The following is a 22,560-nucleotide window of genomic DNA, read 5'->3' as shown; positions in this document are numbered from 1 at the left end:
AAAAATCATTTTGATCAAAAGGAGACGACATCAATGAAATTCTGGCATGTGTTAAGTGGCGTAGCGATGGCGATGGCTCTCGCAGGTTGTGCACACAAAGGCAAACCGGTTCCAACCCCGACTTTAGGGTCAGCGGTTGCAGGACAAACGGCAACGATTGCTCAGCCTAACGTCAGTGGATCCGTCTATATTCGCCAGCGCATTGCGCTGCCGCCCAACGCTGCACTGACCGTGACGCTGTCAGATGCATCGGTTGCGGATGCACCGTCGAAAGTGCTGTCCCAGCGCGTTGTGCGCACGGAAGGGAAGCAGGCGCCATTCCATTTTGTGCTGCCTTTCAACCCGGCCGATATTCAGCCCAATGCGCGTATCCTGTTAAGCGCTGCCATTACGGTTGATGGCAAGATGGCCTTTATTACCGAAGAGGTCAAACCGGTGATCAATCAGGGCGGAACAAAAACCGATCTGGTGTTAGTACCGGTTCCTTCTATGGCGATGCCAACGCAGCCTGGCGCAGCCACGAGCGTACCGCCAACGTCACCGACGCAGGTGACGCCATCTGCCGCAGTACCAGCACCGACGACCATGTAAGGCCCCAAGGCAACCTTATCAGGGCGGCTTTGACGCCGCCCTGACGCCTTAAAATCGCCAGCGATAGTGGTCTAAATCAATCTCACCGGCGTCACTCACCTCAATGCCTTCCGCCTCCAGCGCCTCTCGCTGACGAAATAACCGATCGCCCTGCAGCGAAATAGCACCATGGCGATTAATCACCCGGTGCCAGGGAAGCGTACTGCCCTCGGGCAGGCGACTCAGGACGCCACCGACCTGACGCGCTGCTCTGGGCGAGCCCGCCAGCAGGGCGACGTCACCATAGGTCGTGACGCTGCCGGAAGGAATGGCGGCAACGATTTGCCATATTCGCTGTTTGAAGCTGTCAGAGCTGTCCATAAACTTTCCTGCCCGAGAAAAGGCGATAATTTTATCACATTGAGGGTTAATTATCGGCGATCGTACAAGAAACCAACGGTCATCCCGACCAGGCTTGCAATTGCCGGGGGCATCCCCGATAATGCATGCGCTCTCGAAATGAGGGCTAGTCAATGGGGGCCCTGTTGGTTCTCCCGCAATGCTAGCTTGTGAACTCGGTCAGGTCCGGAAGGAAGCAGCCGCAGCAGGTGACGTGTGTGCCGGGATGTAGCTGGCGGGGCCTCCACCATTTCATCTCCTAAACATTTCTCTTCCCAGATAATAAACAGGCGAATCTCGCCTGGGCCCTTCCATTGCCGGCAGGCGAGTTGTGCAAAAACGGGCTGGTGAAATCAGATCAAACGTAATACAAAATAGGTTAGCGTACAAATTTCCAGACTGACACCGGGACTTTGTCGTAGAGCTTGTTCATCGTCAGTTCAGCCAGGCGGTGATCGGCTGCTGAGTAAAATACTGCTAATTCTTCATCGGATAATTCGTACTTATTTTTTTCAATCACGCGTTCCAGCGTGTCAATAGAACGACAGCGCCTCAGTCGCATCAAATAATCAGTTTTAGTTAGGGTTTTGTTCATAAATAAACCGTTCTCACGTCAGTACTATAATGAATGGCTTGGCTGTTGAAGAAAAGCGCACTCTTCAGTAAACACATTAAATAAACGTTTCGCTGAGCGTTGCCAGCGCTGAAGATCCTGAGTATTTACACTGTAGTTGCTAAACAGCATAAAGGTATCATCAAGATATTCATCGATTTGGGTAATCAGTGCTTCGTCTTCAACGTGCTTAATTTTGTAATTCATGGTGAAAGAGGCAATGTGCTCAATCAAATCGTTTAGCTGTAAATTGCTTTCGGCAGTGGGGTCATTAACCCAGCCGTGATGACTGTCAGTTAATGTCGCCATGCTTTCGTCAAACAGACTCTCACACAAGTATTTAAGCTGGGCAATATCATGCCGTTTCGGTGAGTATTCGTCCATCTTTTTCCCCTCCGTAGCGAGCAAAGTTACCGCAATGCGGCGCGATTAGGTGAAGCGGCCAGGAAGTGGTTATCAGGTTTTTAATTAACGGACTGAGTTAAGAATAGTGTAAAATCATTAGTTCTGCTCACCTCCATTACTAAATATTACAATTCATCGCCAGGTGAGGGGCGCTGATTCTCAATCGGCTCAAATACAAGCGCGGCAGGGCAGATACGGAAGCTGACGTGTTCATTTTGCGTAACGATTTCATTTAAATCCAGACACGGATTAAATAAATTCCACTGAAAATCGTAAAGTAACTTAAATCTGTTCGTCTCTGTCATCTCAACAGCAATAACGCGTAAACTGCCTGGCACTAAGATGGCATTGGCTGAATACCAATGTAAATCGCCAACCAGTGAATCTGTTATTTTGAGAATATTCCGCTCTATAATTGTGGCTAATTTTGCGCAATCCGTTTCATCCTGCGCGACATCGCATTCAATTCTTACTGACATAGTCTGCTCATGAATAACAACTTATAAACCCATCATTGATGTTCTTCTGGCGGTTTGCAAGTAGTCCTCCACACATAATAAGGCCTCGTTAAGGGCAAACTTAAGCAAGTGGTTGATTCGTTGCTGCTTCTCTGTTGCCCTTTTTATGGCAAATCGTGCGCTGGTTTATTTTTTGAAACACATTGCCGTGGTGATAACGCGACAACATCGGATATCATCGTTGTTATGTTATAACATTTTTAGGTGCGGTGATGAATCAAAGTGGACTGTTAATGTCACTCGGAGGACGGTTGGTGGTGGCTCTCCTGTTAATCGCTGTTCTGGCAACAGCGATGTGGTGGGGAATGCAGCCGTGATAGCGTTGAGAAATCTGCAGGTGGGTTATCAGGGACAGTCTGTCTCACCCGTTCTGACCAGCCTGTTACCCCAGGGCAGCATGACCGCGCTGGTTGGTGCGAACGGAAGCGGAAAATCCACACTAATTAAAACTATCGCTGGTTTATTGCCGCCAGTGCAGGGGCAATGTGAACTGCATCTCCCGCGCCGGGAAGTTGGCTGGCTGCCTCAGCGAAGTGAGCTGGAAACACGTTTTCCCTTAACCGTGTACGAGCTGGTTTCAATAGGTTGCTGGCCGCGCTGTGGCTGGTTTGGCGGTATCAACCGGCGCTTGCGTAAAGAAATCAGCGAGGCCCTGGAGGCGGTGCAGATGAGCGACTATGCCGATGCTCAACCTGCCACCTTATCCGGCGGACAGCTGCAGCGTGTGTTGTTTGCCCGGCTGATGCTGCAACGCAGTCGCCTGTGGTTGCTTGATGAGCCTTTTAACGGCATTGACAGCAAGACGGTAACGCTACTGATGTCCATCTTGCAGCAGCAGCAGCAGGCTGGCACCACGCTCATGGTGGTACTTCATGATCGCCCGCTGGTTGAGCGTTATTTTAGCGATGTCCTGTCTATGGATGATGGCGCTCACCGCCGCAGTGTGATCGATACCGCGCCCTTACGGAGCGTGGCGCCGTGACAATTATTCAGCCGTTTATTGAATTCAGCTTCATGCGACGCGCGCTGGTGGCCTGTGTCGCGCTTGCATTTAGCGCCACTCCGCTAGGCGTTTTTCTCTCTCTGCGCCGCATGAGTCTGATTGGGGATGCCTTATCCCATGCCGTCCTGCCCGGTGCCGCTATCGGCTATTTACTCTCGGGTTTGTCCCTGGTTGCGATGGGCGTGGGCGGGCTGATTGCCGGCCTGGCAGTGGCGCTGCTGTCGGGTGCCGTGAGTCGTTACACGCCGCTGAAAGAAGATGCCAGTTTTGCTGGCTTTTACCTGGGTTCGCTGGCGCTGGGCGTCACGCTCGTGTCACTTCGCGGATCCAGCGTTGATCTGCTGCACGTTCTGTTTGGCTCACTGCTGGCGGTGGATAATCCTGCGCTGGCGGTGGTCGGTGGTATCGCCGCGTTTACGCTGCTGATGCTGGCCGTCATCTACCGTCCTCTGGTGATTGATGCATTCGATTCCGACTTTCTGCGCGCCCAGGGCAAATGGAGCGCGCCGCTGGTGCACGGTATTTTTCTGACGCTGGTGGTGCTCAATCTGGTCGCAGGCTTTCAAGTACTGGGAACCTTGATGTCGGTGGGGCTGATGATGTTGCCCGCTGCCAGCGCCCGTTTCTGGAGTCGTCACCTCGTCATCATGCTGGGCTCGGCCATGCTGATGGCCGTGCTGTCGGCGTATGCCGGGCTGGTGCTTTCCTGGCACTTTTCACTGCCGGCAGGACCGGCGGTGGTGTTGAGTGCCGCAATGCTGTTCTTTCTCTCCATCTTAACAGGGCCGTGCGGTGGGATTTTGCGCCGCCATTAATCAGAGGTAGCTATGAAGATATTACCCATTAGTCTGGCAGTCGGTGCGTTAGTCATCAGTCCCTTCTCTATGGCAAAAACGGTCGATGCGGTAGCGAGTTTTACCGTACTGGCCGATATTGTGAAGCAAATTGGTGGCGATCACGTCCACGTGAAGAGTCTTGTCGGGCCGAATGGCGACCCGCACACGTTTGAGCCGACACCACAAGACAGCGAAGCGCTGGCCAAAGCGGATGTGGTCTTCGTCAGCGGGCTGGGGCTGGAAGGCTGGATGAACCGCCTGATAAGTGCCTCGGGCTATAAAGGTCAACCCGTAGTGGCGTCAACCGGCATCGAAACGCGGACGATGGAAGAAGATGGCAAAACCATCACCGATCCTCATGCGTGGAACAGCATGTATAACGGCACGATTTATGCCAAAAACGTGATGGATGCGCTGATCAAGGCCGATCCGCATGATGCCGATGATTTCCGTAAGCGCGGCGAAAAGTATATTCAGCAGTTACAGAAGCTGGACAGTTGGGCCAAAACGTCTTTTGCGGCTATCCCGCAGCAAAAACGCAAAGTACTGACCAGCCACGATGCCTTTGGCTATTTTGGGCAACGTTATGGCGTCTCGTTCCTGGCGCCTGTCGGTTTCTCAACGGAAGCGGAAGCCAGCGCCAGCGATGTAGCCAGCCTGATCACACAGCTTAAGCAGCAGCATATTAAAACGTACTTTATGGAAAACCAGACCGATCCTCGTCTGGTGAAGCAAATTGCCAGCGCCACGGGCGCGAAGCCGGGGGGAGAGCTTTATCCTGAAGCGCTGTCAACGGCTTCCGGCCCTGCACCAACCTATGAGGCCGCTTTTAAACATAACGTAGAGGCGATGCTGAACAGCATGCGCTGAGCATAAAAAAAGCCGGAATGGCGGGTGAGCGACATTCCGGCTAAGGTTCACGACACACATCAACGTTTTTTCTTTCTTCCCTGTACGGCTTTAAAGCGCGGATTCGTTTTGCAGATGATATAGATGCGGCCTTTACGACGCACAACCTTACAATCCCGATGACGATTCTTCGCCGAGCGCAGTGAACTTAACACCTGCATTATGTCCTCTCTTATCGGCGACCCAGAAAGCGGCCAAAGCGCTGGTTGAAGCGGGCGGTGCTGCCTTCTTTCGCAAAGTCTTTCTGCTTACCGGTGTAAAACACATGCGAGGCCGACGAGACGTCGAGCGTAACGTAAGGCAGGGTTTCGCCTTCAAACTCAACAGTACGATCGGTTTTGATGGTGGAACCGATTTTGAAATACACGTCAGCAGAGGTGTCGTGGAACACCACGGCGCGATAGGTAGGATGAATATTCGCTTTCATGATTCTCACTAATGTAATGTTATACTATAACAATATTATGCGCCGCAGTTGATTCGATTGCAACCCTCCAAAAAGCAGGGAAAACAGGGGCAGTAACAATACAGCCCGGTGGCGAAGCGTGTGAGACAGGCGGAAAAGAAATCCATAGCTGAGAGGGCGAGGTTCAGTCAGCGTTGAGCGGGCATGGGGCCCATTGGCATGGCAGACAGAGAATGTGAGCAGTCAGGTATGAGAAGGCACGATGAGGACATAAAAAAGGCCGCTGATGCGGCCTTTTTATTTACAGATTAATGCGAGTGGTCGACAGGATGACCCTTTTCGATATCGGCTTTGTTCTTGCCGAAGCGACGACGCACCACCACAAAGAATACCGGTACGAAGAAGATGGCCAGCGCGGTCGCGGTCACCATCCCGCCCATTACGCCTGTTCCGACCGCATTCTGGGCACCTGAGCCTGCGCCGGTACTGATGGCCAGCGGCAGTACACCCAGAATAAAGGCCAGTGAGGTCATCAGGATAGGACGCAGACGCATACGACAGGCTTCAAGCGTGGCTTCCACCAGCCCTTTACCTTCCTTCTCCATCAGGTCCTTCGCGAATTCCACGATCAGGATGGCGTTCTTCGCTGAGAGGCCAATGGTTGTCAGTAACCCCACGACAAAGTAGACGTCATTGCTCAGGCCACGCAAGGTCGTGAAGATCAATGCGCCGACCACGCCCAGCGGTACCACCAGCATGACCGAGAACGGAATGGACCAGCTCTCGTAAAGCGCCGCGAGACACAGGAACACCACGATCAGTGAAATGGCATACAACGCCGGAGCCTGGTTACCTGACAGACGTTCCTGATAGGACATCCCCGTCCAGTCAAAGCCAATGCCCGACGGCAGCTTGCCGGCCAGCTCTTCCATCAGGTTCATCGCATCACCGGAGCTCTTGCCCGGTGCAGCCTGGCCCAGGATTTCCATTGAAGGTAAGCCGTTGTAACGTTCCAGACGCGGTGAACCATACTGCCAGCGTGCTGACGAGAAGGCGGAGAAAGGCACCATTTCGCCATTGCTGTTTCGGACGTACCATTTGTTGATGTCGTCCGGCAGCATACGGGCATCCGCTTTACCCATCACATAGACTTTCTTCACGCGACCACGGTCAATGAAGTCATTGACGTAAGAGCCACCCCATGAGGCACCGAGTGTGGTATTGATATCGCTCAGTGAAACACCCAGAGCCTGCGCTTTCTCCTGATCGATATCCAGTTTGAACTGCGGCGTATCTTCCAGACCGTTAGGACGTACACCGACCAGCGTATCCGGATGTTGCGCAATCATGCCAAACAGCTGGTTACGCGCCTGCGTCAGCTTTTCGTGCCCCAGGTTACCCTGGTCGAGCAGTTCAAAGTCAAAACCGGTTGCGTTACCTAACTCGATAATCGCAGGCAGGTTAAACGCAAAGACCATACCGTCTTTGATTTGCCCCAGTGCTCGCATTGCACGTCCCTGAATAGCAGGCACTTTCATGTCGCTACTGGTACGTTCATCCCAGGGTTTGAGGCTGACGAAGGCAATACCGGTGTTCTGTCCGCGTCCGGCAAAGCCAAAGCCTGCCACGGTAAAGACAGATTTCACCGAGTCTTTTTCTTTCGTCAGGAAGTAATCAGAAACTTGATCCAGCACTTTCTGTGTACGTTCCTGCGTGGCCCCTGCAGGGAGCTGAGCCTGAGCCAGTAACAGGCCCTGATCTTCTTCCGGCAGGAAGGAAGAGGGCAGACGTAAGAACAGAAACGCCATGCCCAGCACAATCAGCAGATAGAGCACCAGATAGCGACCGGTACCGCGTACGATATGGCCCACGCTGTCGACATAGTGATGCGTACTCTTATCAAACAGACGGTTAAACCAGCCAAAGAAACCGGTGGTTTTGCCATGATCGCCTTTTTTCACCGGCTTGAGCATGGTGGCACAGAGGGCGGGCGTCAGAATCAACGCAACCAGCACCGACAGCGCCATAGCAGACACAATGGTGATCGAAAACTGACGATAAATAACACCCGTTGACCCGCCGAAGAAAGCCATAGGGATAAAGACCGCGGACAACACCAGGGCAATACCGACCAGTGCGCCCTGAATCTGTTCCATTGACCGCTTGGTTGCTTCTTTCGGAGGCAGGCCTTCTTCCACCATCACGCGCTCGACGTTCTCGACCACCACGATGGCGTCATCCACCAGCAAGCCGATGGCCAGCACCATCCCAAACATCGTCAGGGTGTTTATCGAGTAGCCAAAGGCACTGATGATCGCAAAGGTTCCCAGCAACACCACCGGTACAGCAATGGTAGGAATCAGGGTGGCGCGGAAGTTTTGCAGGAACAAATACATGACCAGGAACACCAACAGAATCGCTTCCATCAGCGTTTTCACCACTTCGAAAATAGAAATTTTGACGAACGGTGTGGTGTCGTAAGGGTAAACCACCTTCATACCCGCCGGGAAAGTCGGCTGCAGTTTGGCCAGCTCGGCTTTAACGGCTTCGGCGGTGTTCAGGGCGTTAGCGCCGGTCGCCAGTTTGATACCAATACCGGACGCAGGCTTACCGTTATAGCGAGCGATGATCTCGTAGTTTTCCCCGCCCAGCTCAATCTGTGCCACATCGCGCAGACGAACCTGAGAGCCATCGTTATTCACCTTCAGCAGGATGTTGCCAAACTCTTTGGTTGAGGTCAGACGGGTTTGCGCAATAATCGAGGCGTTCAGCTGCTGACCCGGCACCGGCGGTGTCCCACCTAACTGACCGGCAGCCACCTGGGAGTTTTGGGTTTTCAGCGCATTGATAACATCAACCGGCGTCAGCTGGTAGTTATTCAGCTTGCTGGGATCCATCCAGATACGCATCGCGTACTGCGCACCAAAGACCTGAGTATCACCCACGCCAGGCGTACGGCTGATCGGATCTTTGATGTTGGAGGCAACGTAGTCAGAAATATCGTTCTGATTCATGCTGCCGTCATCGCTGATGAAACCCGCTACCATCAGGAAGCTACTGGACGATTTTTTAACCTGAATCCCCTGTTGTTGCACTTCCTGAGGCAGCAGTGGCATCGCCAACTGCAGTTTGTTCTGCACCTGAACCTGAGCGATATCCGCATCGGTGCCTGACTGGAACGATATTGTCAGCGTCAGCGCACCCGAGGAATCACTGCTTGATGACATATACATCAGGCCATCAATGCCGTTCATGTTTTGTTCGATGACCTGAGTCACCGAGTCTTGCAGCGTTTTGGCATCAGCACCAGGGTAGCTGGCCTGAATCTCAATAGCCGGTGGCGCAACATTGGGATATTGCTCGATCGGTAATTTGATAATCGATAACGCGCCCGCCAGCATGATGATGATAGCAAGCACCCACGCGAAGATTGGGCGATCGATAAAGAACTTAGCCATGTATCAACGGCTCCTGTTAGGACGATGTTTTAGCAGATTGGGTTTGAGAAGGATCACCCTTTGCGGCTTGAGCATCGTCTGTGACTTCTTTAGGCGTAACTTGTGCACCCGGTTTAGCGCGCTGCAGACCCGTAAAGATCACGCGCTCGCCCGCTTTCAGACCGTCCGTCACCAGCCATTTATCGCCAATGGCCTGGGCCGCTTTGATCTTACGTGCTTCGACTTTATTGTCCGCGCCCACCACCATCACAGAGGCATCACCGGTTGGTGTACGCGTGACCGCCTGCTGAGGAACGAGCAGTGCGTTGGGATTGGTCCCCTCATCCAGACGCGCGCGGACAAACATGCCCGGCAGCAGGGCTTTATCAGGGTTAGGGAAAATCGCGCGCAGGGTGATCGAACCCGTGGTTTGGTCGACGGTCACATCGGAGAACTCCAGCGTGCCGGGCTGTGCATAATTTTTACCATTTTGCATCAGTAGAGTGACGTTGGCCTTGCCATCGTTTTGCTTCAACTGACCGGACTCCAGCTCTGAACGCAGACGCAGAAAGTCTTCACTCGACTGGGTGACATCGACATACATCGGATCTAACTGCTGCACCGTTGCCAGCGCCGTGGTTTGTCCGCTTTGTACCAGCGCACCTTCTGTTACCGATGACTTACCAATACGGCCGCTGATCGGCGAAGAGACTTTGGTGTACGCCAGGTTAATGCGTGCCGTTTCTACGTTAGCCTTCGCGGACTGAACGGCCGCATTATTTTGTGCGGCGGTAGCGACGGCATTGTCATAGTCCTGCTGACTGATGTATTTGGTGCCAAGCAGGGGCTTATAGCGATTCACAGTAAGCTGGGCAATGCGTGCGTTAGCTTCCGCCTTTGCTAAATCGGCTTTGGCACTGTCGTAGGACGCCTGATAGGTCGCCGGATCGATCTGATACAGCGATTCCCCTGCTTTGATCTCACCGCCTTCAATAAAGTTACGCTTCAGGATGATACCGGAAACCTGCGGGCGAACTTCAGCAATACGAAAAGCCAAAGTGCGGCCGGGTAGTTCGGTCGAAATTTTAAGGGGTTCACTTTTAACCGTAACAACACCCACTTCAGGTGGCTGCTGCTGCTGGGCGGCCTGGTCGGATTTATTTCCGTCACATCCTGTTAACACGAAGCTGCCTGATAGCATCAGGACGGCCGCCAGAGGCGTTAACCCTCTGAATTTAGTCATAAATAAACCTCTAGAGTCCGATATCAAATGATCAATGGATCACAAAGCAGGCACCCATTGCTGCGTAAGAGTGTAGGTCGTGCTATGGTACATACATTCACAAATGTATGTAAACTTACCTCATTGTAAAAAAAGTCCCCTATGGCACGAAAAACCAAAGCGCAAGCTCTTGAAACCCGGCATCAAATTCTTGACGCCGCACTTGCCCTTTTTTCTAAAGAGGGGGTTTCAGCCACTTCCCTGGCGGATGTCGCATCCGCAGCCAGCGTAACACGGGGGGCAATCTACTGGCATTTCAAAAACAAAGCCGACTTGCTAAACGAAATATGGCTTCGCAGTGATGCAGGGCTGGATGATGTGAAACTTGAGTATCAGACAAAATACCCCGGTGATCCACTCTCCATTCTGCGAGCAATGCTGGTGTATATTTTTCAGGCGACAGCCAGAGATCCTCAGCGCCGCGCGCTAATGGAAATTATCTTCCACAAATGCGAGTTTGTGGGTGAAATGGCGGCGGTAAAAAGCATTCAGCAAAGCCTGTTGCTGGAGCGTTATAACGAAATAGAAGACGTACTGCGCCAGTGCATTGATGCCGGGCAGCTCCCGGAAACTTTCCAGACGCGTCAGGCCGCGCTGATTATGCGCGGCTACGTGAACGGCATGATGGAAAGCTGGCTGTTTACACCCGATAAGTTTGATCTGGTTACCGATGCGCCTGTGCTGGTTGATGCGCTGATTGATATGCTGCGCTTCAGCCCAACGCTGGCTAAAAAGGCCTAATCTTTACGCTGCGTGTCGCGTTTTCTTTCATAGTCGCGTTGAACAATGGCCAGAGCAGACAGCACGGTTTCTACCGCGATTTGGTTCTCTTCAAGAAGCTGAATGAGATCGACGGCCAGTTTGACCTCTTCAGGCGCCGTTTCCAGGGACATCTTTCCTCCTGAGCAGTTGTATCATGGGCCAGATAAGCGTGCTATCCGGGAATACCCTCCAGCCCGGATAGCGCATTAAGTGTTAAAGGCGCTGTTTGCCAGCGACATTGCCCATTCCACCGAACGGATAGCCTGTCGACAGCGTGCCATACGACCTTCGAGCACCTCCAGGTCTTTCTTCAACTGCTGCTGCACGACCAGGGTTTCCGCCAGCGCCATTCGCTGTTCACGCTGGTCGATCATCGCCTGCAGTCGTCGTTCATACTCGCGGTATTCCTGATATTTTCGCTGCCGGGAAGAGGGCTGAGCGCGCTCCTGTGGGCTACGTAACTCTTGAGTGCGGGCTTCACGTTGCAGAGCCGCAATCTGATCGACCAGATGGCTGGCCAGCCACTGGCTGCGGGCCACGTCACCATTGGGCTGGCACAAACGCTGATAATTGTGTTCAATCTCTTGCAAATAATCCGCCAGCCGGGTGCCTTTGGTGGTAAAAAGCTGGCTGTCAAAGCGGGGGGTACGGCAGTGTCCATCAGGATGGCTGGCAATATCCTGCCGTAAGTCAAGCATGCAGTTAAGCAGGCGCTGGTGTGCTGAGACGTAACTCATCGCCCGAGACTCAGGTATGCTAAGGTTACGGAACCGGAAAGGCGCTGAGCGATCGTTATGCAACGCATTGTATTATTGACCCTTGGCTGGCTGGCGATTGTGCTTGGCATACTGGGTATTGTATTACCTTTATTACCTACCACGCCATTTATGCTGCTGGCGGCCTGGTGTTTTGCCCGTTCTTCGCCCCGATTCCACGACTGGCTGCTCTGGAGATCGCCTTTTGGCCGTTATATCCGCCACTGGCAGCAGCACCGTGGCATGCCTCCCGGTGCAAAAAGCCGGGCGATGATCGTGATTGTGATAACCTTTGCGGTGTCTCTGTGGCTGGTTCCGCTGTGGTGGGTACGCGTCATGTTACTTATTATGCTGGCTGTGCTGCTGCTGTTTATCGGGCGCATGCCGGTGGTGGCAGAAACAGCGGATGAACGTTTACCGCCGCGATAAAGTTGCAATTAGCCGGCCATTTGCTTAGATTTGGGCCTCTTCGTGTGTAGCTTCCCATTATTCATGCCTCTTCGCTGAGCCTTTAACCCGGTGTTGGCGCTATTGAAGCTGCGCAAAACAGAACAGAATTTTTTTACCAGGCTTAAGATTATGACCGACACTGCGCAGCAGCTTGAACTGATTAAAAACAGTATCAAAAGTATTCCTGATTACCCGAAGCCGGGTATTCTTTTCCGTGACGTCACCAGCCTGTTGGAAGACCCAAAAGCCTATGCCGCGTCAATCTCATTGCTGGTAGAGCGTTATCGCAACAAAGGCATCACCAAAGTCGTGGGCACGGAAGCGCGGGGGTTCCTCTTTGGTGCGCCGGTTGCGCTGGGGTTGGGGCTGGGGTTTGTTCCCGTGCGCAAACCGGGCAAACTGCCACGTGAAACTTACAGCGAAACGTACGAACTGGAATACGGCACTGACCAACTGGAATTGCACAAAGATGCAATCCAGCCTGGCGACGTCGTACTGGTGGTGGACGATCTGCTGGCGACTGGCGGAACGCTTGAGGCCACGATCAAACTGATCCGTCGTGCAGGTGGTGAAGTGAAAGATGCCGCTTTTATCATTAACCTGTTCGATCTGGCAGGTGAAGCTCGCCTCAAGGCGCTGGGCGTTGACAGCTACAGCCTGGTCAATTTTCCCGGCCACTAAGCCTCGCTTCTGGCCTCGCGCAAGCTGGAGGCCATTGCGCTTTGCCTCTTCAAGATAACGAGTGATAGGTGCAAGCGTAGCTGTTAGACTACTGCAATCATATACAGGGGTTGCAGTGCGTCTGCGCTCATATTTCCATCCATATTCGTCGAAACCACATGAGCTATCAGGTACTTGCCCGAAAATGGCGTCCACAGGCGTTTGCTGATGTTGTCGGTCAGGAACATGTTCTGACGGCGCTGGCGAATGGATTGTCTCTGGGACGCATCCATCATGCTTATCTCTTCTCCGGCACGCGGGGCGTAGGGAAAACGACCATTGCCCGTTTGCTGGCAAAAGGCCTTAACTGTGAAACCGGCATCACCGCCACGCCATGTGGTCAGTGCGATAACTGCCGTGAGATTGAGCAGGGCCGCTTTGTCGATCTCATTGAAATTGATGCCGCTTCGCGCACCAAAGTGGAAGATACACGCGATCTGCTTGATAACGTGCAGTACGCCCCCGCGCGCGGCCGTTTCAAAGTTTATCTTATTGACGAAGTGCACATGCTGTCGCGTCACAGCTTTAATGCGCTCCTGAAAACGCTGGAAGAACCGCCTTCGCATGTGAAATTCTTGCTGGCCACGACCGATCCGCAGAAGCTGCCAGTGACGATTCTGTCGCGCTGCCTGCAGTTTCATCTAAAAGCGCTTGAGGTCGATCAGATCCGCCAGCAGTTGGATCATGTCTTAGAGCAGGAACAGATCGCGCGTGAGCCACGCGCCCTGCAACTGCTGGCGCGTGCCGCCGATGGCAGCATGCGTGACGCGTTAAGCCTTACCGATCAGGCTATTGCGATGGGTGAGGGCAGCGTGACCAGCGCCACCGTTGGGGCGATGCTGGGAACACTTGACGATGAGCAACCGCTTGGCCTGCTCGAAGCCGTGGTTGAGGGGAATGGCGAACAGATGATGGCGCTGTTAGCCCAGGCGGCTTCACGCGGCGTTGAGTGGGAAGCCCTGCTGGTTGAGATGCTGCGTCTGCTGCACCGGATTGCCATGGTGCAGCTCCTGCCCACGTCGCTCAATGACGATGAAGAGAGCAATGCGTTACGCCTGCGTGAGCTGGCGCGCGCGGTGCCACCGGCCGATCTCCAGCTGTACTACCAAACCCTGCTCATGGGGCGTAAAGATTTACCGCTTGCGCCCGATCGCCGCATGGGGATTGAAATGACATTGCTGCGCGCCCTGGCGTTCCATCCCAAGGCAGCCATTGCCGAACCGATCGCGCGGCCAACGCTGACGGCCCAGTCAGCTCCGGCGCCGGTTCAGAATGTCGCTGCCCAGCCCGCTGAGAGGGCGCCCGCGGCGCAGCCGCAAATGGCCGCGCCGGAACCGGCTGTCAGTCAGCAGGCCGTGCCGCCGGCTTCGCCCGATCCGTCCCTCTCCAGCTCCACCAGCCAGCTCCTGCAGGCGCGCACGCAGTTGCTGCGCCAGGGAGCAAACAAAGCAAAAAAGAGTGAGCCGGCAGCGCCAGGTGCGCGGCCGGCCAACTCTGCGCTGGAACGACTGGCCTCTGTTACCGAACGCAGCCAGCAGCGAGTCCGAGACAGCGCGCCTGCGGCACCGGTAAAAAAAGAGGCTTACCGCTGGAAAGCACAAACGCCAGTGACAGAGGTCGCTGAGCCGGTCGCGACGCCAAAAGCCTTGCGTTCTGCGCTGGAGCATGAGAAAAATCCTGAGCTGGCCGCGCGACTGGCGGAAGAAGCCCAGCAGCGCGATGCATGGGCGGCCGAGGTCGCAGGCTTACCGCTGCCTAAACTGGTTCAGCAACTGGCCCTGAATGCATGGAAAGAAACCACGGATGACGGCATTTGCCTGCATTTACGTTCCAGCCAGCGCCACCTGAATTCCGCGTCGGCGCAGCAGGCACTGAGCGCCGCATTAAGTCAGGCAGCAGGCCACCAGGTTGAACTGTCGGTTATTGAAGACGATAATTCTTCGGTATTGACGCCACTGGAGTGGCGTCAGGCCATTTATGAAGAGAAGCTGGCGCAGGCGCGTCAGTCAATCTTGAGTGACACCCACATTCAAACCCTTCGTCGCTTTTTTGATGCCGATTTGGATGAGGAAAGCATTCGACCCGTTTGAACACGCTGCAACGGTCTGAATAAACCGCGTTGTAGCCTCAGCAGAGAGAGAAAACTATGTTTGGTAAAGGCGGATTGGGTAACCTGATGAAGCAGGCCCAGCAGATGCAAGACAAAATGGCCCAGGTTCAGGAAGAAATTGCCGCCCTGGAAGTCACGGGTGAATCAGGTGCAGGCATGGTCAAGGTCACGATCAACGGTGCTCACAACTGCCGCCGGGTAGAAGTCGATCCGAGCCTGCTTGAGGACGACAAAGACATGCTGGAAGATCTGATTGCCGCCGCATTCAACGATGCCGCTCGTCGCATTGACGAAGTGCAGAAAGAAAAAATGGCTTCTGTCTCTTCAGGCATGCAGCTGCCACCAGGCTTCAAGATGCCGTTCTGATGCAAACCAGCCCCCTGCTAGAGTCTTTAATGGAGTCGCTGCGCTGTTTGCCGGGCGTTGGGCCTAAATCGGCCCAGCGTATGGCGTTTCAACTGTTACAGCGCGATCGGAGTGGCGGAATGCGTCTGGCGCAGGCCCTGACCCGGGCGATGTCGGAAATCGGCCACTGTGCTGATTGCCGCACCTTCACCGAGCAGGAAATTTGCACCATTTGCGCCAATCCCCGGCGTCAGCAAAATGGTCAAATCTGCGTGGTTGAGAGCCCGGCAGACATCCATGCTATTGAGCAAACCGGGCAATTTGCCGGCCGCTATTTCGTGTTAATGGGGCATCTTTCGCCGCTGGACGGCATTGGTCCAGCCGATATTGGTCTTGATCGACTGGAACAACGGCTGGAGAAAGAAACGCTTCACGAAGTGATCCTGGCGACCAATCCCACGGTTGAAGGCGAAGCTACCGCGAACTACATCGCTGAATTGTGCGGACAGTATGGCGTCGACGCGAGCCGTATTGCGCATGGGGTTCCGATGGGCGGTGAACTGGAAATGGTTGATGGCACCACGCTGTCCCACTCCCTGGCCGGTCGTCAAAAGATTAAATTTTAAACGCTTGCCGGTGTTGTGAAAGACACCGGCTTGAAAACCTCTCATTTATCCCCACATCCTCCTCAACGTTCGTTAAATCTGATTCTGTTGAGGTAGCAATGACCATGAAAGGACAAGAGACTCGTGGCTTTCAGTCAGAGGTAAAACAACTTCTGCACCTGATGATCCATTCTCTCTATTCAAACAAAGAGATTTTCCTGCGTGAGCTGATTTCCAATGCTTCGGATGCGGCAGATAAACTGCGCTTCCGCGCGCTGTCTGATGCCAGCCTGTATGAAGGCGATGGCGACCTGCGCGTGCGTCTCTCTGTGGATAAGGACAACCGTACCATTACGCTGAGCGATAACGGTATCGGCATGCGTCGTGATGAAGTGATTGAAAACCTGGGCACCATTGCTAAATCAGGCACCAAATCCTTCCTGGCGTCTCTGGGCTCAGACCAGGCGAAAGACAGCCAGCTGATCGGTCAGTTTGGCGTGGGCTTCTATTCGGCGTTTATCGTGGCCGACAAGGTCTCTGTGCGCACCCGTGCAGCGGGCGCGGCAGAAGACGAAGCGGTTTTCTGGGAATCCGCGGGTGAAGGGGATTACACCATCGCGGATATCAGCAAAGCCGAACGCGGTACCGAAATCACCCTGCACCTGCGCGAGGGCGAAGAGGAGTTCCTCGACAGCTGGCGCGTACGCAACATCATCAGTAAGTACTCCGATCACATTGCCCTGCCGGTAGAAATCGAAAGCAAAGACGAAGAAAGCGGCACGACCACCTGGGAGAAAATCAACAAGGCCCAGGCGCTGTGGACGCGTAACAAAGCTGACATCAGCGATGAAGAGTACAACGAGTTTTACAAACACATCGCCCACGATTTCAGCGATCCGGCAATCTGGAGCCACAACCGTGTGGAAGGTAAACAGGAGTACACCAGCCTGCTTTACATCCCGGCGCGGGCGCCGTTCGACATGTGGAATCGCGATCATAAACATGGCCTGAAACTGTACGTACAGCGCGTGTTTATCATGGATGATGCCGAGCAGTTCATGCCGAATTACCTGCGCTTCGTGCGTGGCCTGATTGATTCAAACGATCTGCCGCTTAACGTATCGCGTGAAATCCTGCAGGACAGCCGGGTAACCCAGAGCCTGCGTGGCGCGCTGACCAAGCGTGTGCTGCAGATGCTGGAGAAACTGGCAAAAGACGACAGCGAAAAATACCAGACCTTCTGGAAAGAGTTCGGTCTGGTACTCAAAGAAGGCCCGGCGGAAGATCACGCGAATAAAGAAGCGATTGCTAAACTGTTGCGTTTTGCCAGTACCCAAAGCGAAGGCGCGGCGCAAACCGTTTCGCTGGAAGAGTACGTCAGCCGCATGGTAGAAGGTCAGGAGAAAATCTACTACATCACGGCCGACAGCTATGCCGCCGCCAACAGCAGCCCGCATCTGGAGCTGTTCCGTAAGAAAGGCATCGAAGTGCTGCTGTTGTCCGATCGCATTGATGAATGGATGATGAGCTACCTGACCGAATTCGACGGTAAAGTCTTCCAGTCTGTCAGCAAAGCCGATGACGCACTGGATAAGCTGGCCGACGAAGAGACAGAAGAGCAGAAAGAAGCTGAAAAAGCGCTGGAGCCGTTTGTTGAGCGCGTGAAAACGCTGCTGGGCGAGCGCGTAAAAGAAGTGCGTCTGACGCACCGCCTGACCGATACGCCGGCGATTGTGACCACGGATGCGAACGAGATGACCACGCAAATGGCCAAACTGTTTGCTGCGGCAGGTCAGGATGTGCCGGAAGTGAAATACATCTTTCAAATCAACCCCGATCATCAACTGGTGAAACGCGTGGCGGATACCCAGGATGAAACCCGCTTCGGTGAGTGGATAGAGCTGTTACTGGATCAGGCGCTGCTGGCCGAGCGCGGCACGCTGGACGATCCTAACCAGTTTATCCGCCGTATGAATCAGTTACTGACGGCGTAAGCCAATCAAAACCGGTGGCAAGGTCCACCGGTTTTTTTTTGCTTAAGTGCATCGCCTGATTTCAGCAAGCCGTTTTGTTGCGCAAACGCCATGAAATGCATTCAGCCTAAGCCGTCAGTCCGAAAATGCCCTTTCGCTGACCTGACGCACTGCTATCACGCGCTAAAGCCAGTACACTAAACTTTCCTGACCCGCCGCTTCCTTGTGGTGGGCGGGTCATAATGGTATGTTCTTCCGCTTCTCAGATTCATCAATGCGATTCGCAAGGGGATTTACGCAATGCGTATTATTCTGCTCGGAGCTCCGGGCGCAGGTAAGGGGACTCAAGCCCAATTCATCATGGAGAAATACGGCATTCCGCAGATCTCCACTGGCGACATGCTGCGTGCAGCGGTTAAAGCTGGCACCGAACTTGGCAACCAGGCGAAAGCCATTATGGATGCCGGTAAGTTGGTTACTGATGAGCTGGTCATTGCGCTGGTCAAAGAGCGCATCACCCAGGAAGATTGCAAAAACGGTTTCCTGCTTGATGGTTTCCCACGCACCATTCCTCAGGCTGACGCAATGAAAGAAGCCGGTATTAAAGTGGATTACGTGCTGGAGTTCGCCGTACCGGACGAGCTGATTGTTGAGCGTATCGTCGGCCGCCGTGTTCACGCGCCATCAGGCCGCGTCTACCACGTCAAATTCAATCCACCGAAGGTGGAAGGCAAGGATGACGTGACCGGTGAAGAGTTGACCACGCGTAAAGACGATCAGGAAGAAACGGTGCGCAAACGTCTGGTGGAATACCATCAGTTAACGGCACCGCTGATTGCCTACTACAGCAAAGAAGCTGAAGCGGGTAACACTGAGTACCACAAGATCGAAGGTACGCGCAACGTGTCCGACGTGAGCGCAGAGCTGGCTAAGATTCTCGGCTAAGCGGATTGGGGCTGGTCAGGCTGGCCCCTTTTGCCCTCTTCGCGTTGACCTCCTCCTGTGTCTGTTTCTCTCCTCTTCCTGCAAGCCGCTGAACAGAAGGCTGAGGGTCGCCCGGTGCGAACTGCAAGGGCAGAAGATACTGAGATGAGTATGCTGTGGGTTTACTTGCAAGAGTCTTGCAACAGTAAAGTCACGACACAGAATGTGATATGCTTCTCTGCCTGTTTTTCCTCACGGCAGTTACCATGAAATTTCCCGGCAAACGTAAATCCAAACATTACTTCCCCGTTAGCGCCCGCGATCCGCTGTTACAGTCCTCCCAATTTGACAGTGAAGACGGCAGTTGGGTGGTCGGCATCGATCAGACGCTGGTCGATATCGAAGCCAAAGTCGATGACGCCTTTCTTGTTCGCTACGGTCTGAGCGCGGGTCATTCGCTGGTTATCGACGATACCGTTGCGGAAGCGCTGTATGCGGAACTGATGCGTGACGAACTGGTGACCCACCAGTTTGCGGGCGGCACGATTGGTAATACGCTGCATAATTTCTCGGTGCTGGCGGACGATCGTTCCGTACTGCTGGGGGTAATGTGCAACAATATCCAGATTGGTGGTTATGCCTACCGCTATCTGTGTAATACCTCCAGCCGAATGGACCTGAACTATCTGCAGGGCGTTGACGGTGCGATTGGCCGTTGCTTTACGCTGATTGGTGACCAGGGCGACCGCACCTTTGCTATCAGCCCGGGGCAAATGAATCAGCTCAGGGCGGAAAACGTCCCTGAAGACGTTATTGCGGGCGCCTCTGCGCTGGTGCTGACCTCCTATCTGATCCGCTGCGAGGCGGGCGAACCCATGCCTGAGGCAACGTTAAAGGCCATTGAATACGCCAAACGACACAACGTGCCCGTGGTCCTGACGCTGGGCACCAAACACGTCATCGGCGACAACCCGCAGTTCTGGCGCGATTTTCTGCGCGATCACGTTTCAATTGTGGCAATGAACGAAGAAGAAGCCCTGGCGCTGACCGGCGAAGCCGATCCGCTGCTGGCATCGGATATGGCGCTGGAATGGGTAGACCTGGTGTTGTGTACCGCAGGGCCGACCGGATTGTATATGGCGGGTTACACGGAAGAGGCGTTCAAGCGCAAAACCAATCATCCGCTGCTGCCTGGCGCGATTGCGGAGTTTAACCTGTACGAATTTAGCCGGGCGATGCGTAAACAGGACTGCCAGCAGCCGCTACGCATTTTCTCTCACATCGCCCCTTATATGGGCGGCCCGGAAAAGATCATGAATACCAACGGGGCAGGGGACGGCGCACTGGCCGCAGTGCTGCACGATATTACGGCAAACAATTATCATCGCCGCAACGTGCCTAATTCCAGTAAGCACGCACGCGCTTATCTGACCTATTCGTCCCTGGCGCAGGTTTGCAAATATGCAAACCGGGTAAGCTATCAGGTGCTGAACCAGCATTCTCCCCGACTGACGCGCGGCCTGCCCGAGCGGGAAGACAGCCTGGAAGAGTCCTACTGGGATCGTTAAGCCGGAAAGAGAAACTGCCCCTCAGCAACGCTGCCGCTGCTGAAGGGCAGGTCATTAGCTGTTGCCTTCACTGGCGAGCCTGGGCTGCTCCTGCTCAAGGTTTTCCTGCAGTTTCTGAATAATGCTGGCGGCAATCTCGCGTTCGCCCATTACGACATGGTTTGCGCCACGTTCCAGAATGTACTCCACCTCATCATCATAATGGGCATGCACAATGATGTTGATGTCCGCTTTTTTCTGGCGGGCGGCGGTAACGATTTCCCCCACCTCATATCCGTTGGGAATAGTAATGAGCAGCCAGGCTGCACAATCCACACGGGCTAACTCCAGCGTATTTGCGCGGGCAGCGTTGGCCAGCACGGCCCGAATGCCCTGATCGCGAAGTGCTTTGACGCGAGGAATCGAACTCTCGACCACCACCACCGGAATATCGAGCGCCATCAGTTGCTCACACAGCAGGTTACCGACGCGACCATAGCCAACGATGACCGCGTGATGGCAGATATCCACCGGAATCTGTTGTTCTTCTTCCAGCGCTTCTTCGAGCGTCTGCTGTTCCATCGTTTCATTCTTAGACAGATAGCGCCCAAGTAGGGTAAACAGCACCGGGTTGAGCATGATAGAGAGAATGGCGGCAGCCAGCACCAGATTACGGCCCTCTTCATCCAGCAGCCCCAGGGAGATCCCCAGCCCGGCAAGAATAAAGGCAAATTCGCCGATTTGCGCCAGGCTGACCGAAATGGTCATCGCGGTGCGGCGTGAATGACCCAGCAGCGAGACCAGCAGCCACGCCGCGGCAGATTTTCCTATCACGACGATAACCAGCGCTCCCAGCACCGCCAGCGGTTCTTTCACCAGGATCATCGGGTCGAACAGCATCCCGACAGACACAAAGAACAGCACCGCAAAGGCATCACGCAGCGGCAGCGTGTCGCGGGCGGCGCGCTGGCTTAACTCGGACTCGTTCAGCACCATACCGGCAAAGAAGGCCCCGAGAGCAAAAGAGACGTCAAAGAACTCGACGGCGCCAAACGCAATGCCCAGCGCCAGGGCTAATACGGCCAGCGTAAACAGCTCACGTGAACCCGTTGCAGCACTTTTCGCGAGGATCCAGGGCACGGCACGACGACCGACGACCATCATTAACACCATAAAGGCGGCGACTTTACCGATGGTCCAGAGCAGGTCCCATATCACCAGGCTGGCGCTGGCGTTACCCTGTTCCATCATGCCGGCAATCGCGGGCAGCAGGACCAGCGTAAGCACCATGACCAAATCTTCAACAATCAACCAGCCAATAGCAATCTGGCCGCGCTGGCTTTCAATAAGCTGACGCTCTTCTAATGCGCGCAGCAACACCACGGTACTGGCGGTTGAAAGACACAAACCGAACACTAAGCCTGTCATCCAGGACCAGCCCATCGCCCACGACATCAGCATTCCCAGTAAGGTCGCCACAGCGATCTGTGCGATAGCGCCGGGAATAGCTATCCGCTTTACCGACATCAGATCTTTCAGTGAGAAGTGCAGGCCGACGCCGAACATCAGCAGAATAACGCCCAGCTCTGCGAGTTCCGGTGCCAGATTGGTATCCGCCACAAACCCCGGCGTAAAAGGGCCAGCCAGTACGCCCGCGACTAAATAACCCACTAACGGGGAAATGCGTAACCGATTTGCCAGCATTCCAAGGAGAAAAGCCAGGACCAGAGCCCCGACGATAGTCGTAATCAACGGTGTGGTGTGATGCATGCCAGTCTCCATGGGGATAAATGTGTCCGCTTGTAACAAATGAGTCTAATGCATATCGGAAAGGATCGCTGAATAATTTGTGGGATTAACAGAAAAAAATATGCAAATATGAGAAAAATGCAATCGGAAGGCTGTTTTTATCACTTATCCCTGTCATCGTCTGGTTCAGCGCTCCATCAGGAACGGAACGAAATAAGTTTACGCCCGTTAAATGACACAGA

General features: G+C 54.1%; 24 protein-coding genes, 1 other RNA gene and 1 other annotated feature. Of the genes, 14 read left to right on the top strand and 11 right to left on the bottom strand.

What is annotated here, in order from left to right:
* Positions 1-33 precede the first annotated feature (33 nt).
* On the top strand, positions 34-591 hold the full coding sequence (locus GKC68_RS16905; protein ID WP_013024901.1) for a YbaY family lipoprotein: 558 nt from the start codon (positions 34-36) through the stop codon (positions 589-591).
* Positions 592-639: 48 nt separating this feature from the next.
* Here the strand turns inward: GKC68_RS16905 and GKC68_RS16900 are convergent, their stop codons facing one another.
* The gene (locus GKC68_RS16900) at positions 640-951 is read right to left on the bottom strand and encodes an MGMT family protein (protein ID WP_047714452.1); all 312 of its coding nucleotides are present in this window, start codon (positions 949-951) and stop codon (positions 640-642) included.
* Positions 952-1,113: 162 nt separating this feature from the next.
* Between GKC68_RS16900 and ffs the strand changes: the two genes are divergently transcribed.
* An RNA gene (gene ffs / locus GKC68_RS16895) (signal recognition particle sRNA small type) lies at positions 1,114-1,210 on the top strand.
* A 138-nt stretch (positions 1,211-1,348) separates the two neighbouring features.
* Here ffs and GKC68_RS16890 read toward each other — a convergent pair.
* The 3 genes from GKC68_RS16890 to GKC68_RS16880 form a co-directional block, all read right to left on the bottom strand.
* Positions 1,349-1,564 carry an HHA domain-containing protein gene (locus tag GKC68_RS16890; RefSeq protein ID WP_028723979.1) on the bottom strand — a complete coding sequence of 72 codons (216 nt, stop codon included), beginning with the start codon at positions 1,562-1,564 and terminating at the stop codon, positions 1,349-1,351.
* 24 nt (positions 1,565-1,588) lie between these two features.
* A complete protein-coding gene (gene tomB, locus GKC68_RS16885) occupies positions 1,589-1,966 on the bottom strand; it encodes an Hha toxicity modulator TomB (RefSeq protein WP_028723978.1) in 378 nt (125 codons plus the stop codon).
* Between the two features lie 146 nt (positions 1,967-2,112).
* On the bottom strand, positions 2,113-2,466 hold the full coding sequence (locus GKC68_RS16880) for a hypothetical protein (RefSeq protein WP_028723977.1): 354 nt from the start codon (positions 2,464-2,466) through the stop codon (positions 2,113-2,115).
* Positions 2,467-2,818: 352 nt separating this feature from the next.
* Here GKC68_RS16880 and GKC68_RS16875 point away from each other — a divergent pair, with 352 nt between their 5' ends.
* Genes GKC68_RS16875 through GKC68_RS16865 form a run of 3 tightly spaced genes read left to right on the top strand, consistent with a single transcriptional unit; the run spans position 2,819 to position 5,214 of the window.
* A complete protein-coding gene (locus GKC68_RS16875; RefSeq protein WP_028723976.1) occupies positions 2,819-3,487 on the top strand; it encodes an ABC transporter ATP-binding protein in 669 nt (222 codons plus the stop codon).
* Positions 3,484-4,323: a metal ABC transporter permease gene (locus tag GKC68_RS16870; RefSeq protein ID WP_047714453.1), complete on the top strand. Its 840-nt coding sequence runs from the start codon at positions 3,484-3,486 to the stop codon at positions 4,321-4,323. The genes GKC68_RS16875 and GKC68_RS16870 overlap by 4 nt, the downstream gene beginning before the upstream one ends.
* 12 nt (positions 4,324-4,335) lie before the next feature.
* Positions 4,336-5,214, top strand: a complete 879-nt coding sequence (locus GKC68_RS16865) for a metal ABC transporter substrate-binding protein (protein WP_342656355.1) — start codon at positions 4,336-4,338, stop codon at positions 5,212-5,214.
* Positions 5,215-5,273: 59 nt separating this feature from the next.
* Here GKC68_RS16865 and ykgO read toward each other — a convergent pair whose 3' ends face one another.
* The 4 genes from ykgO to GKC68_RS16845 all read right to left on the bottom strand — a co-directional run bounded on the left by ykgO (position 5,274) and on the right by GKC68_RS16845 (position 10,339).
* Entirely contained in the window at positions 5,274-5,414 is a 141-nt protein-coding gene (gene ykgO / locus GKC68_RS16860) for a type B 50S ribosomal protein L36 (protein WP_014606428.1), read from the bottom strand.
* Between the two features lie 11 nt (positions 5,415-5,425).
* Positions 5,426-5,680, bottom strand: a complete 255-nt coding sequence (locus tag GKC68_RS16855; RefSeq protein ID WP_014606427.1) for a type B 50S ribosomal protein L31 — start codon at positions 5,678-5,680, stop codon at positions 5,426-5,428.
* A gap of 287 nt (positions 5,681-5,967) precedes the next feature.
* Positions 5,968-9,117, bottom strand: a complete 3,150-nt coding sequence (locus GKC68_RS16850) for an efflux RND transporter permease subunit (protein ID WP_342656354.1) — start codon at positions 9,115-9,117, stop codon at positions 5,968-5,970.
* A gap of 16 nt (positions 9,118-9,133) precedes the next feature.
* The gene (locus GKC68_RS16845; RefSeq protein ID WP_110983938.1) at positions 9,134-10,339 is read right to left on the bottom strand and encodes an efflux RND transporter periplasmic adaptor subunit; all 1,206 of its coding nucleotides are present in this window, start codon (positions 10,337-10,339) and stop codon (positions 9,134-9,136) included.
* A gap of 141 nt (positions 10,340-10,480) precedes the next feature.
* Between GKC68_RS16845 and acrR the strand changes: the two genes are divergently transcribed.
* On the top strand, positions 10,481-11,119 hold the full coding sequence (gene acrR / locus GKC68_RS16840; protein ID WP_014593091.1) for a multidrug efflux transporter transcriptional repressor AcrR: 639 nt from the start codon (positions 10,481-10,483) through the stop codon (positions 11,117-11,119).
* Here the strand turns inward: acrR and rsmS are convergent.
* Both rsmS and GKC68_RS16830 read right to left on the bottom strand, forming a co-directional pair.
* The gene (gene rsmS / locus GKC68_RS16835) at positions 11,116-11,271 is read right to left on the bottom strand and encodes a pleiotropic regulatory protein RsmS (protein WP_110145963.1); all 156 of its coding nucleotides are present in this window, start codon (positions 11,269-11,271) and stop codon (positions 11,116-11,118) included. The genes acrR and rsmS overlap by 4 nt on opposite strands.
* 75 nt (positions 11,272-11,346) lie before the next feature.
* Positions 11,347-11,877: a primosomal replication protein gene (locus tag GKC68_RS16830; RefSeq protein ID WP_028723972.1), complete on the bottom strand. Its 531-nt coding sequence runs from the start codon at positions 11,875-11,877 to the stop codon at positions 11,347-11,349.
* Positions 11,878-11,934: 57 nt separating this feature from the next.
* Here GKC68_RS16830 and GKC68_RS16825 point away from each other — a divergent pair, with 57 nt between their 5' ends.
* From GKC68_RS16825 to GKC68_RS16790, 8 genes are all read left to right on the top strand, one after another.
* Positions 11,935-12,324: a DUF454 family protein gene (locus GKC68_RS16825; protein WP_028723971.1), complete on the top strand. Its 390-nt coding sequence runs from the start codon at positions 11,935-11,937 to the stop codon at positions 12,322-12,324.
* Between the two features lie 150 nt (positions 12,325-12,474).
* Positions 12,475-13,026, top strand: coding sequence for an adenine phosphoribosyltransferase (gene apt / locus GKC68_RS16820; protein WP_028723970.1), 552 nt, complete (start codon positions 12,475-12,477; stop codon positions 13,024-13,026).
* A 158-nt stretch (positions 13,027-13,184) separates the two neighbouring features.
* Positions 13,185-15,155 (top strand): DNA polymerase III subunit gamma/tau, encoded by a 1,971-nt coding sequence (dnaX, locus tag GKC68_RS16815; RefSeq protein ID WP_028723969.1) that lies wholly within the window; start codon positions 13,185-13,187, stop codon positions 15,153-15,155.
* Positions 14,497-14,558: a sequence feature (DnaX frameshifting element), on the top strand. It overlaps the preceding gene by 62 nt.
* A 56-nt stretch (positions 15,156-15,211) precedes the next feature.
* A complete protein-coding gene (locus GKC68_RS16810; protein ID WP_013024920.1) occupies positions 15,212-15,541 on the top strand; it encodes a YbaB/EbfC family nucleoid-associated protein in 330 nt (109 codons plus the stop codon).
* A complete protein-coding gene (gene recR / locus GKC68_RS16805) occupies positions 15,541-16,146 on the top strand; it encodes a recombination mediator RecR (protein WP_014606423.1) in 606 nt (201 codons plus the stop codon). Before GKC68_RS16810 ends, recR begins: the two co-directional genes overlap by 1 nt.
* 104 nt (positions 16,147-16,250) lie before the next feature.
* Entirely contained in the window at positions 16,251-18,119 is a 1,869-nt protein-coding gene (htpG, locus tag GKC68_RS16800) for a molecular chaperone HtpG (protein ID WP_342656353.1), read from the top strand.
* A gap of 279 nt (positions 18,120-18,398) precedes the next feature.
* Complete coding sequence (gene adk, locus GKC68_RS16795) at positions 18,399-19,043, top strand: adenylate kinase (protein WP_342656352.1); 645 nt, start codon at positions 18,399-18,401, stop codon at positions 19,041-19,043.
* 245 nt (positions 19,044-19,288) lie between these two features.
* Complete coding sequence (locus GKC68_RS16790) at positions 19,289-20,590, top strand: inosine/guanosine kinase (protein WP_047714472.1); 1,302 nt, start codon at positions 19,289-19,291, stop codon at positions 20,588-20,590.
* A gap of 54 nt (positions 20,591-20,644) precedes the next feature.
* On the opposite strand, the gene ybaL is transcribed toward GKC68_RS16790, so the two are convergent.
* The gene (ybaL, locus tag GKC68_RS16785) at positions 20,645-22,339 is read right to left on the bottom strand and encodes a YbaL family putative K(+) efflux transporter (protein ID WP_058705579.1); all 1,695 of its coding nucleotides are present in this window, start codon (positions 22,337-22,339) and stop codon (positions 20,645-20,647) included.
* Between the last annotated feature and the right edge of the window lie 221 nt (positions 22,340-22,560).

The sequence above is a fragment of the Pantoea sp. RSPAM1 genome (genome assembly GCF_038816185.1).
Classification (GTDB): domain Bacteria; phylum Pseudomonadota; class Gammaproteobacteria; order Enterobacterales; family Enterobacteriaceae; genus Pantoea; species Pantoea ananatis.
The sequence above is the reverse complement of the archived record's forward strand: the minus strand, read 5'-3'. Positions and strand labels throughout refer to the sequence as shown.

What these genes read in the sequence shown, in the direction of transcription:
- GKC68_RS16905 (WP_013024901.1), top strand. Translation starts at nt 34, where the DNA reads ATGAAATTCTGGCATGTGTTAAGTGGCGTAGCGATGGCGATGGCTCTC.
- GKC68_RS16900 (WP_047714452.1), bottom strand. Translation starts at nt 951, where the DNA reads ATGGACAGCTCTGACAGCTTCAAACAGCGAATATGGCAAATCGTTGCC.
- GKC68_RS16890 (WP_028723979.1), bottom strand. Translation starts at nt 1,564, where the DNA reads ATGAACAAAACCCTAACTAAAACTGATTATTTGATGCGACTGAGGCGC.
- tomB (WP_028723978.1), bottom strand. Translation starts at nt 1,966, where the DNA reads ATGGACGAATACTCACCGAAACGGCATGATATTGCCCAGCTTAAATAC.
- GKC68_RS16880 (WP_028723977.1), bottom strand. Translation starts at nt 2,466, where the DNA reads ATGTCAGTAAGAATTGAATGCGATGTCGCGCAGGATGAAACGGATTGC.
- GKC68_RS16865 (WP_342656355.1), top strand. Translation starts at nt 4,336, where the DNA reads ATGAAGATATTACCCATTAGTCTGGCAGTCGGTGCGTTAGTCATCAGT.
- ykgO (WP_014606428.1), bottom strand. Translation starts at nt 5,414, where the DNA reads ATGCAGGTGTTAAGTTCACTGCGCTCGGCGAAGAATCGTCATCGGGAT.
- GKC68_RS16855 (WP_014606427.1), bottom strand. Translation starts at nt 5,680, where the DNA reads ATGAAAGCGAATATTCATCCTACCTATCGCGCCGTGGTGTTCCACGAC.
- GKC68_RS16850 (WP_342656354.1), bottom strand. Translation starts at nt 9,117, where the DNA reads ATGGCTAAGTTCTTTATCGATCGCCCAATCTTCGCGTGGGTGCTTGCT.
- GKC68_RS16845 (WP_110983938.1), bottom strand. Translation starts at nt 10,339, where the DNA reads ATGACTAAATTCAGAGGGTTAACGCCTCTGGCGGCCGTCCTGATGCTA.
- acrR (WP_014593091.1), top strand. Translation starts at nt 10,481, where the DNA reads ATGGCACGAAAAACCAAAGCGCAAGCTCTTGAAACCCGGCATCAAATT.
- rsmS (WP_110145963.1), bottom strand. Translation starts at nt 11,271, where the DNA reads ATGTCCCTGGAAACGGCGCCTGAAGAGGTCAAACTGGCCGTCGATCTC.
- GKC68_RS16830 (WP_028723972.1), bottom strand. Translation starts at nt 11,877, where the DNA reads ATGAGTTACGTCTCAGCACACCAGCGCCTGCTTAACTGCATGCTTGAC.
- GKC68_RS16825 (WP_028723971.1), top strand. Translation starts at nt 11,935, where the DNA reads ATGCAACGCATTGTATTATTGACCCTTGGCTGGCTGGCGATTGTGCTT.
- apt (WP_028723970.1), top strand. Translation starts at nt 12,475, where the DNA reads ATGACCGACACTGCGCAGCAGCTTGAACTGATTAAAAACAGTATCAAA.
- dnaX (WP_028723969.1), top strand. Translation starts at nt 13,185, where the DNA reads ATGAGCTATCAGGTACTTGCCCGAAAATGGCGTCCACAGGCGTTTGCT.
- GKC68_RS16810 (WP_013024920.1), top strand. Translation starts at nt 15,212, where the DNA reads ATGTTTGGTAAAGGCGGATTGGGTAACCTGATGAAGCAGGCCCAGCAG.
- recR (WP_014606423.1), top strand. Translation starts at nt 15,541, where the DNA reads ATGCAAACCAGCCCCCTGCTAGAGTCTTTAATGGAGTCGCTGCGCTGT.
- htpG (WP_342656353.1), top strand. Translation starts at nt 16,251, where the DNA reads ATGAAAGGACAAGAGACTCGTGGCTTTCAGTCAGAGGTAAAACAACTT.
- adk (WP_342656352.1), top strand. Translation starts at nt 18,399, where the DNA reads ATGCGTATTATTCTGCTCGGAGCTCCGGGCGCAGGTAAGGGGACTCAA.
- GKC68_RS16790 (WP_047714472.1), top strand. Translation starts at nt 19,289, where the DNA reads ATGAAATTTCCCGGCAAACGTAAATCCAAACATTACTTCCCCGTTAGC.
- ybaL (WP_058705579.1), bottom strand. Translation starts at nt 22,339, where the DNA reads ATGCATCACACCACACCGTTGATTACGACTATCGTCGGGGCTCTGGTC.